8 protein-coding genes are annotated in these 9,213 nt (G+C 69.8%); 4 read left to right on the top strand and 4 right to left on the bottom strand.

Features of this window, described 5'->3' with window-relative positions:
• Positions 1–184 precede the first annotated feature (184 nt).
• Positions 185–1,630 (top strand): amidohydrolase, encoded by a 1,446-nt coding sequence (locus tag QZ483_RS10885; RefSeq protein ID WP_297083884.1) that lies wholly within the window; start codon positions 185–187, stop codon positions 1,628–1,630.
• A 35-nt stretch (positions 1,631–1,665) separates the two neighbouring features.
• On the opposite strand, the gene QZ483_RS10880 is transcribed toward QZ483_RS10885, so the two are convergent.
• The gene (locus QZ483_RS10880; protein ID WP_297083879.1) at positions 1,666–2,091 is read right to left on the bottom strand and encodes an OsmC family peroxiredoxin; all 426 of its coding nucleotides are present in this window, start codon (positions 2,089–2,091) and stop codon (positions 1,666–1,668) included.
• A gap of 111 nt (positions 2,092–2,202) precedes the next feature.
• On the opposite strand from QZ483_RS10880, the gene QZ483_RS10875 reads away from it, so the two are divergent.
• Positions 2,203–2,838 carry an alpha/beta hydrolase gene (locus tag QZ483_RS10875; RefSeq protein WP_297083877.1) on the top strand — a complete coding sequence of 212 codons (636 nt, stop codon included), beginning with the start codon at positions 2,203–2,205 and terminating at the stop codon, positions 2,836–2,838.
• Here QZ483_RS10875 and QZ483_RS10870 read toward each other — a convergent pair.
• Entirely contained in the window at positions 2,835–3,626 is a 792-nt protein-coding gene (locus QZ483_RS10870) for an NUDIX domain-containing protein (protein ID WP_367117106.1), read from the bottom strand. The genes QZ483_RS10875 and QZ483_RS10870 overlap by 4 nt on opposite strands.
• A gap of 231 nt (positions 3,627–3,857) precedes the next feature.
• Here QZ483_RS10870 and QZ483_RS10865 point away from each other — a divergent pair, with 231 nt between their 5' ends.
• Complete coding sequence (locus QZ483_RS10865; protein WP_297083874.1) at positions 3,858–4,499, top strand: Pr6Pr family membrane protein; 642 nt, start codon at positions 3,858–3,860, stop codon at positions 4,497–4,499.
• Between the two features lie 255 nt (positions 4,500–4,754).
• Positions 4,755–6,404 carry a hypothetical protein gene (locus QZ483_RS10860; protein ID WP_297083871.1) on the top strand — a complete coding sequence of 550 codons (1,650 nt, stop codon included), beginning with the start codon at positions 4,755–4,757 and terminating at the stop codon, positions 6,402–6,404.
• Positions 6,405–6,416: 12 nt separating this feature from the next.
• Here the strand turns inward: QZ483_RS10860 and nrdG are convergent, their stop codons facing one another.
• Together nrdG and nrdD are read right to left on the bottom strand one after the other, a co-directional pair.
• Positions 6,417–6,977, bottom strand: coding sequence for an anaerobic ribonucleoside-triphosphate reductase activating protein (gene nrdG / locus QZ483_RS10855; RefSeq protein ID WP_297083869.1), 561 nt, complete (start codon positions 6,975–6,977; stop codon positions 6,417–6,419).
• Positions 6,978–6,979: 2 nt separating this feature from the next.
• Entirely contained in the window at positions 6,980–9,208 is a 2,229-nt protein-coding gene (nrdD, locus tag QZ483_RS10850; RefSeq protein ID WP_297083886.1) for an anaerobic ribonucleoside-triphosphate reductase, read from the bottom strand.
• Positions 9,209–9,213: the final 5 nt, after the last annotated feature.

The following is a 9,213-nucleotide window of genomic DNA, read 5'->3' as shown; positions in this document are numbered from 1 at the left end:
CCGTCCCACACCCGCAGCCCTGCGAGCGCAGCACGGAGGCCGAGCAGGAACTCAGGCACCAAGCCCGCCTTCGGGGACACGCGCGCGGTCGGCATACGCGCATGCTAGCCGTGTGCAGTGGGAGGCTGAGCCCCGTCTATCCTGGCCTGACCCCCGCACCCGACACCTGGAGGAACGACGGGCCGTGACCGACCTCATCCTCACTGGCGCTCGCCTCATCGATCGCGATGGCACGGTGGACATCTCGATCGACGGCGGCATCATCACGGGCATCGGCGCCTCTGACCGGCGGGCGGACCAGGTGCTCCCGCTCGATGGGCGTTGGGCCATCTCGGGGCTCTGGGACCACCACGTCCACTTCACGCAGTGGGCCATCGTGCGCCGCAGGCTCGACCTCTCGGGCGCGCGCTCCGCCGCAGCCGCGGCTCACATCATTGCCGCGCGCATGCTCGCCGAAATGGAGATGAGCGAGCCGCTCATCGGGTACGGCTACCGCGACGCCATGTGGGACGACGAAGCGAACGCGGCTGTGCTGGATGCGGTGGCGCCGCACCGCCCGGTCGTGGTGCTCTCCGGCGACATGCATGCGTGCTGGGTCAACACGGCTGCGCGGGACCGCTATGGCCTGCCGGACGCCGGGGTGCTGCGCGAGGACGACGCCTTCGCCCTGCAGATGCGGCTCGAGAAGGCAGCGCCTGGCGACGAGGATCTCGCCATCACCGACGCCGCGATCGCTGCCGCCAAGCGCGGGATCACCGGGATCGTCGACCTCGAGATGGCGCGCAATCTCGAGGGTTGGACCGAGCGAATGACGCGGGGACTCCATGCGCTGCGGGTGCACTCGGGGTTCTATCCGGCGGAGCTCGATGAGCGCATCGACGCGGGTTGGAGGACCGGCGACACCGTCCCGGGCACACGGGGGCTGCTGACGATCGGCCCCCTCAAGATCATCACCGACGGCTCGCTGAACACCCGGACGGCCTACTGCCACGAGCTGTACCCCGGGCGCGACACGCGCGGGGTCCTCACTGTGGCGCCGGAGCTGTGCGAGACCCTCCTCGAACGCGCCGTCGCCCACGGCTACGCGACCGCCGTGCACGCGATCGGCGACGCGGCGGTCACGCACGCTCTCGACGCATACGAGCGCACGGGCGCGACCGGCACCATCGAGCACGCGCAGTTGGTCGCCGACGAGGACCTGTCGCGGTTCGGTGCGCTCGGCGTGGTCGCCTCAGTTCAGCCGGAGCACCTCTGGGATGACCGCGACGCCACTGAACGTATCTGGCCGGACCGCGCGGAACGCGCCTTCCCGTTCGGCGCGCTCCGCGACGCAGGCGCGCGCATCGTGCTGGGCTCCGATGCCCCCGTCGCTCCCCTGGACCCGTGGCGCGGCATCGCCGCCGCAGTGCACCGTTCGGGAGACGAGCGCGAGCCCTGGCACGCCCGGCACTCCCTCACCCGCCAGGAAGCGCTCACCGGAGCAGCCGGCATGCGCAGCCTGCGCGTCGGCGCGCCTGCGGACATCGCTGTTCTCGATGCGGATCCGCTGACGTGCGAGATCGATGCGCTTCAGCGCATGCCGGTCGTGGCAACGATCACGGCTGGCGCGTTCACGCACCGCCAGATCTGACGGTGGCGCTCACTGCGACTCAGTGAGGCCACTGCCTACGCCAGGGTCGCCGCCCCGAGCGTGATGTCGACTCCTGCGAGCGCCTGCGAGATGGGACACCCGTCTTTCGCCGCGGTCGCGATGGACTCGAACTCGTCCTGGTCGATGCCGGGCACTGTGCCCACGACCGAGATGATCGATGCGGTGACGCCCTCGCCGGGCTGGAAGCCCACCTCGACCGACACCTGGAGCTCCTCGGGCTCGTAGCCGGCGCCACCGAGCTCGTGCGAGAACGCCATGGCGAAACAGGACGCGTGGGCGGCAGCGAGCAGCTCCTCGGGAGTGGTCGTGGAAGACGAGCCTTCTGACCTGGCCTTCCAGTCGACGCTCAGCGTCGCGGTGCCGGTGCCGAAGGATGTGGTGCCGGCGCCTGCGGCGAGCGAACCTCGCCACAGGGTGCTGGCGGTGCTGGTGACGGCCATGTCTGGTTCCCTTCTCGTCGGGGACGGTACGAGCCGTGTCTCCGTGGCCCTCGCCCAGTCAAGCACGCTCGGGTGCAGGGCGCTCGGGATGGAACGGCAATACTGGTGCCCATGACGTCGCTCCAGTCCGTGCACTCCGCGAGCCCGCCGCCGCCTGCCGAGGCCGGTGCTCCCCTCATGATTCTGCTGCACGGATACGGTTCTCACGAGCGCGACCTCCCGGGCCTGGCGCCGTACCTGCCACCTCTGCCCTGGGCCTCGGTCCGTGCTCCGCTGGCCATGCCCGGCGGTGGAGCCGCATGGTTCCCGCTCGCGCTGCCCGAGGAGCCCGATCCCCAGGACATCGAGGCGGCGACTGTGGGGCTGTGGGACTGGATCGACGACAACGTCCCGTCCACGCATCCCTTGGTACCCGTGGGATTCTCGCAGGGCGGGTTGATGGCGCTGCAGTTGCTGCGCACGCGACCCGAACGCGTTGCGGCCACCGTGGTGCTGGCCGGGTTCGTGCCCACCGGGCCTCAGCCCGCCGATGCGCGCCTCGCCGAGCGCCGGCCTCCCGTGTTCTGGGGACGCGGAGACGCCGACGGCGTGATCTGGCCCGCTGCCATCGCCCGGACGCAGGCGCTCCTGCCGACGATCGCGGATCTCACGGAGCGGACCTACTCGGGTCTGGGCCACGGGGTCGACGAGAGGATGCTCGGCGACGTGCGTGCGTTCCTCGACGCTCACGTCGACAGTGGCGGCTAGTCTCCGGAGCCGAGATCGTCCAGCAGGGCCCACAGCCTTCCTGACGGCCAGGTCCGCGCGCCCGCACCGGTGACCCGTGCGGCGAGCAGGCGATCGCTCGTCACGACAGTGACGTGCTCTCCGTGCTCGACGGAGGACTCGACGCGCAGCACGAGCGTCGCGTCGCCCTCCCCGGGGGCCTCCGTCACGTCGATAACGGCCGGCATCGCGGCGCCGCGAGCCCCGCCTTCGATGATCGCCTCGATCGCGGGGAACCATCGCTCCCCAGGAAGCGCGAGGTCGCTCGCGGCCGAACCGAGGCGGTGAAGTCGCCCGAGGCGGTCGCCGAGCCGTGTGCTGGCCGCTCTGCGGTCCTTCCACCACCCGTCGGGGCGTGAGCCCACGACGTTCGCCATGTCGACGATCATGCGCGGACGTACCTCGAGCATCGTCACGAGCTGTGGCCACGCGGCATGGAACGCGGGGTGGAGCGGCAGCTCGCCGACCTTCTCGACGGGGACCCAGCGCAGTTCGAGGCTCTCCGCGTCGGCTGGCGCGGGAGTGAAGCTCTGGGCGGCACGCGCGATGACTGTCGTATAGCGCCACACGCTGCGATCATCGACCACGGTGGCCACCGCGCGGATCGCGCCGCTCGGCACGCTCGCCTCCTCTGCGGCCTCGCGGAACGCTCCGTCGATGGCGCTCTCTCCCTCGTGCAGGGCTCCGCCGGGGATGCCCCAGGTGCCGCCGTGATGGCTCCACAGGGCGCGATGCTGCAGCAGCACTCCCCTGTGCGGATCGTGAACCATTAGGCCGGCAGCGCCGAATCGCCCCCAGTAGCGTTCACCATCGGGCCCCTCCACCCATGCGTCCCCAGGGTCGCGGTCGCGGCGCAACCGCGGGGGGACTCGACTCGCCGGGTCGTGGGGACTCATGAGCACTACCCTGGCATACCTGGGAATTCGTTCATCCATAGGGAATGCGTCACATCTTTGCCGAAGTTCCACCACACTTCCGTCAAGGTGCAGTAAAGTCGCCGTGTGCGCACCGGAGCTCACATCATCGTCGGGCGACTGACGGCAGCGGCCGTCATCGTCGCCGCTCTCGGCGTGCAAGCGTGGGCCGACCTCACCTATGGGACCTTCACCTGGGGCCAGCTCCCGGGCTACTTCACTCCTCTGGCCGCGATCTGCGCGGTCGTGGCGCTCGTTGCGGCCGCTGCGACTGGCGGCAACGAGCCGCGCTGGGTCGCGCTCCTCCGGGTCAACTCCGCGACCTACGGAGTGGTCACGGGGGTCGTGTACTGGTCGCTCCTGGCCGGGGTCGCAACTCCGGTATTCCCCTGGGCCAACCTTGTCCTGCATGGGGGCTCCGGCGCGATTCTCGTCGTCGATTGGCTGCTCGTAGGTCGCAGGCGCGTGCTCCCAGTCCGGACGTGGTGGACCGTACTGGCCATACCGGCGATCTGGCTGGCCTACTTGATGGCGCGCGCGTTCGTGGACGGCTGGGTCCCCTATCCCTTCCTGGATCCGGCGCAGGGACTCGGCGTCGTCGCCACCAGTGTCCTCGCGATCGCGGTCGTGGGCCTGGGGGTCGCGGCCGTGCTGCATGTCGCCTGCCTCCTGCGGACCGAACACCCGTCCGCGGGCGTGACCGACTCCACGCCGACGGGCCGCGTGTGACGTTTCTCTCACTCTGATCAGGAACCCCCACGGGGGATCGGGCGTTGTGGGCATGTCGCATCGCAGCGGCTCGTCCCGCACCGACCTGCGGACGACGGCCCTCACAGGGTCGCCACCCGGCGTGGAGACCCGGGCAGCTGCTGCGGGTCGCCACGGACCGAGTCCTGAGCAGCCACCGCATCGCGGAGGTCCGATGCCGCGTCTCTCTCGTCCTGAGTGGCTGACGCACGTCCTTGTCGCCCACCCCCTTCACTTATGTCGATCCTGCACCACCCCTGGCGATCGATCGCGGCCTCCGTCGCGCTCGGCGCATTCTCCGTTGGCCTCTTCGCTTCGTTCGGCGCCGCCGCTATCGACAAGCATGTGGCGGTGTCCGAGGTCCGCGAGGCCGCCGCCGAAGTCGAGAGTCGTCGCTCAGCCCTCGCCGTCTCCGTCCGGGGCGCCCAGCAGGTCTCCCGCCAGGCGGCCAGCCTGGCGCACGATGACGTGTCCGAGGCATCCGAGGCCCTGGACGCGGCGCTCGACAACGCCGCCGCGATCGCTCAGGCGGCCGAGCAGACCGTCAGCAGCGCGGTGACCGTCGACGACGCCGAGCAGATCGCGGCGCTCATCGAGGAGCATGCAGCTGCGGCGCCCGGTTCCGCAGCCGCCGACCCCTCCACGGACGTCGACGACGTTGCGGACGCCCAGGTCGAAACGACGCCGAGCGCGGAGCCCTCCGCGACCACCAACCCCGCAGAGTCCAGCCCCGCCCCGTCCGAGGCCAGCGACGAGACGACCACGGTCACCGCACCGGTCGACAGCGAGACCAGCGTGGACGTGTCCAAGGTGCTCGACGGTGAGATCGACAGCCCGGCGGAGGCCCGTGCGGCCGCAGAGCACCTTCAGCGAGCCCAGGTCGCTCTCGACAACGCTCTCGCGGCCGTCGAGCGGGAGGCCGAGGCGCTCGCCGCCGCGGCCGAAGCCGCGCAGCTGACCGAGGACATCGCATCCCTCGAGGACGCGGTTCCCGCGCTGCAGAACGAGATCGACGACGCGAAGGAGCTCGTCGCGGCGGTCGACACGAACGTCGAGGACAAGACCGCCATCACGTCCACTGAGACGGCGATCGCGGACGCGCTCGACGCGGTCGACACCGTCGCCGACATCGACCAGGAGGCTGCAGCGGCAGTGGCCGAGGCCGTCGCGCTCGTGGCCGCGAACCGCGCGGACCTGAGTGAGGCTCTCGGGGCTCTCCAGGACACGCACGAGGCCTGGGTGGAGACCGAGAACGCGGCGAGGACCGCGAAGAACGAGAAGCTCATCGCCAAGAACAAGCAGGCCGTCGCGGAGGCCCGCGCGGAGCACACCGCCGCGAACCGCGCCGCCGTCGCGGCGCACTCCAACGGATGGAGCGGGCAGCCCTCAGGAGTCTCGGGGTCGAACGGTCGGCTCTCGGCCGGGAGCTTGTGCTCACTGTCCTTTGCCGCGGGACACTCCCTGCAGTGCGACGCCGCGAGCGCTCTCGAGGAGGCAGACGAGGCCTACTTCGCCGAGACCGGCAAGCACCTGTCGCTCACCGACTCCTACCGCTCATACGCGCTGCAGGTGACCACCCGAGCCCGTAAGCCCGGCACCGCGGCGATCCCCGGCACCTCGAACCACGGCTGGGGCATGGCCGTCGACCTCGACTACGCATCGGCGACGTGGCTGGCCGAGAACGGCGCCGACTACGGCTGGGTGCACCCCGTCTGGGCCCGCCCGGGCGGGTCGCGCCCCGAGTGGTGGCACCTGGAGTACGTTGCCACCTCGGTGGGCACGTTCGAGGCCCCGTCCCCCGAGGGCCTGGTCGACCTGGTCCAGAGCGTGTTCCCGGCCGACAAGGACAACGACAAGGCCAAGAACGACGCCGCGGGCGACGACTGACGTCGAGGCGACCTAGGCTCCACCTGCCCACGGCACTGCCACGCCTGCCGAGAGCGATGCCGGCACGTCGATGATGCGCTGGTTGGCGCTGCCCCGGTGCGGCAGCGTCAAGTCGCGCTGCACGGCGTCGTACGGTCCGTCCACGAGCACGTCCACCAGCTCGAGCAGCATGCGCTTGTCGCGCACGTCCTCAGCGAGCTGCTCGAAGAGGAAGCCGCTCCACGCCCAGACGTCGCGCTCCGCGCCGAACGTGTCGCGGAGCCGCGCGGCCGCCGACAGGCAGACCTGGGTGTTCAGGAACGGCTCTCCTCCCAGCAGTGACAGGCCTTGCACCGCGGGGTGCGCGAGATCCGTCATGAGCGCGTCCTCGAGGGTGCTGTCGTAGCGCGTGCCGCACCGGAAGCTCCACGCGGCCTCGTTGTAGCAGCCGTCGCACGCGAACAGGCACCCCGACACGTACAGGCTGCAGCGCACCCCCTCGCCGTCCACGAACGAGAACGGCTTGTAGTCCGCGACGTACCCGTGGCTCACCTTGTCCGCCCGCCACGTGCGGAAGTCCGGGGCGCGGTGCACGGCTACCTCTCGGGGATCGGCCGCTCGACGCTCACGGCGCCCGGCAGGTGCTTCACCCGCGCCGCGATCTCCTGGTGCCGACCGTGAACCATGGGACGCTGCTGGGGGTTGCCCAGGTATCCGCAGGTGCGCTTGACCACGTCGCACGTTCGCGGATCCGCATTGCCGCACTCGGGACACGCGAAGCCTCGCGCGGTCGGGTCGAAGTCGCCCTCATAGCCGCAGGCGTAGCAGCGGTCGATCGGCGTGTTCGTGCCCAGATATCCCACGCGGTCGTACGCGTAGTCCCACACGGCCTCGAGCGCCTTCGGGTTGGTCTGGAGCACGGGGTACTCGCAGTAGTGGATGAACCCGCCAGACGTGAATGGTGCGTACTCCGCCTCGAAGTCGAGCTTCTCGAACGGCGTCGGGTTCTTGCGCACGTCGTAGTGGAACGAGTTCGTGTAGTAGTCCTTGTCCGTGATGTCGGGGACCGACCCGAAGCGCTCCTTGTCGAGCCTGCAGAAGCGGTCGGTGAGGCTCTCCGAGGGCGTCGAGTACACGCTCACGTGATAGCCGGTCTCCGCCTTCCAGGCCGCCGCGCGGTCGCGCAGCACACGCAGCACGTCGAGCGTCATGGCCTTCGCCTCGGGGTCGCTCTCCCATGCGGGTCCGAAGAACGCCGTGGCGACCTCGTAGAGGCCGATGTACCCGAGCGACACCGTCGCGCGCCCCTCCCGGAAGAGCTGATCGACCTCGTCGCCGGGGCCCAGGCGCTTGCCGAACGCCCCGTGCACGTAGAGGATCGGGGCGTTGCCGGGCTTCGCCTCGCGGCAGCGCTGCACCCGGAACTCGAGCGCGTCCCGCATGGTCTCGAGCCGTTCGTCGAGCAGCGCCCAGAAGCGCGAGCGATCGCCTTCGGCCTCGAGCGCGATGCGCGGCAGGTTGAGCGTCACGACGCCCAGGTTCATGCGCCCTTCGACCACGTCCTGCCCGTCCTCGTCGGTCCAGCCCTGCAGGAACGAGCGGCATCCCATGGGCGCCTTGAAGGAGCCCGTGATCTCGACGATCTTGTCGTAGCTGAGGACGTCCGGGTACATCCGCTTGGTCGCGCACTCCACGGCGAGGGTCTTGAGGTCGTAGTTGGGGTCGTCGGCGCTGAGGTTCACTCCGCGACGGAGGGTGAAGAGCAGCTTGGGGAAGATCGCTGTGCGTCCCTCCTTGCCCAGGCCTCGCAGCCGGATCTCCAGGATCGCGCGCTGGATCTCTCGCTCGAACCAGCCCGTTCCCAGCCCAAATCCCACGGAGGTGAAGGGCGTCTGTCCGTTGGACGTGAACAGCGTGTTGATCTCGTATTCGAGCGATTGCATCGCGTCGTAGATGTCCTTGCGCGTCTTCTCCCGTGCGAACTCCTCGCGCCGGGCCTGACCCTCGATCCATGCCGCCGCATCGGCCTCATGCTTGGCGTGGTTGAGCCGGGCGTAGGGCGCGAGCAGCTCGTCGATCCTGTTCACCGTGCAGCCCCCGTACTGGCTGGAGGACACGTTCGCGATGATCTGCGAGATCTGCGCGGTCGCGGTCTGGATCGACCGCGGCGGCTCGACCTGGGCATTCCCGATGCGGAATCCGGTCGACAGCATGCCCTCGAAGTCGATCAGGCAGCAGTTCGTCATGGGCGCATACGGGTGGTAGTCGAGGTCGTGGTAATGAATGTCGCCCTTCTGATGGGCGTTCGCGACGTGCTCGGGAAGCATCTTGAGGCCGATCGCCTTCCCGACCATGCCGGCCGTGAGATCCCGCTGGGTGTTGAACACCTCGGCATCCTTGTTGGCGTTCTCGTTCACCACCGCCGAGTCCTTCGACAGCAGGCGGTTGATGGAGTGGTTCACGTCCGTCGCCTGGGTGCGGGCGAAGTCGCGATCCACGCGGTAGTCGATGTAGGCGCGCGCCACCGCGTACTCCCCCGCGTCGAGGAGCTGCTGCTCGACGACCGACTGGATCTCGTAGATCTTCACCGCGCCGGTGTGGCGCGCGCTGAGCTCGGCGTCGATGCCGCGCACCAGGCGGTCGATCGCGGTGAGGTGCGCGCGCTCGAGCGTGCCGTGCACGGCGGCGTAGGCCTTGCGCAGCGCAGCGCCGATGCGGGCGTCGTCGAAGGCGATCTCGCGTCCGTCGCGCTTCTCGACGGTGAGCACCGGCGCCCCCTGAGGCGCCTGAGGCCGCAGTGCCGGATGGATCTCGCTGATGGTCATGGCTT

This window comes from uncultured Demequina sp., from assembly GCF_913055775.1.
In the GTDB taxonomy this organism is placed as follows: Bacteria; Actinomycetota; Actinomycetes; order Actinomycetales; family Demequinaceae; genus Demequina.
The sequence above is the reverse complement of the archived record's forward strand: the minus strand, read 5'-3'. Positions and strand labels throughout refer to the sequence as shown.

Bases quoted from the DNA above. Each gene is read 5' to 3' on its own strand.
- QZ483_RS10880 (WP_297083879.1), bottom strand. From the start codon at position 2,091: ATGGCCGTCACCAGCACCGCCAGCACCCTGTGGCGAGGTTCGCTCGCC.
- nrdD (WP_297083886.1), bottom strand. From the start codon at position 9,208: ATGACCATCAGCGAGATCCATCCGGCACTGCGGCCTCAGGCGCCTCAG.
- QZ483_RS10870 (WP_367117106.1), bottom strand. From the start codon at position 3,626: ATGGTTCACGATCCGCACAGGGGAGTGCTGCTGCAGCATCGCGCCCTG.
- QZ483_RS10860 (WP_297083871.1), top strand. From the start codon at position 4,755: ATGTCGATCCTGCACCACCCCTGGCGATCGATCGCGGCCTCCGTCGCG.
- QZ483_RS10875 (WP_297083877.1), top strand. From the start codon at position 2,203: ATGACGTCGCTCCAGTCCGTGCACTCCGCGAGCCCGCCGCCGCCTGCC.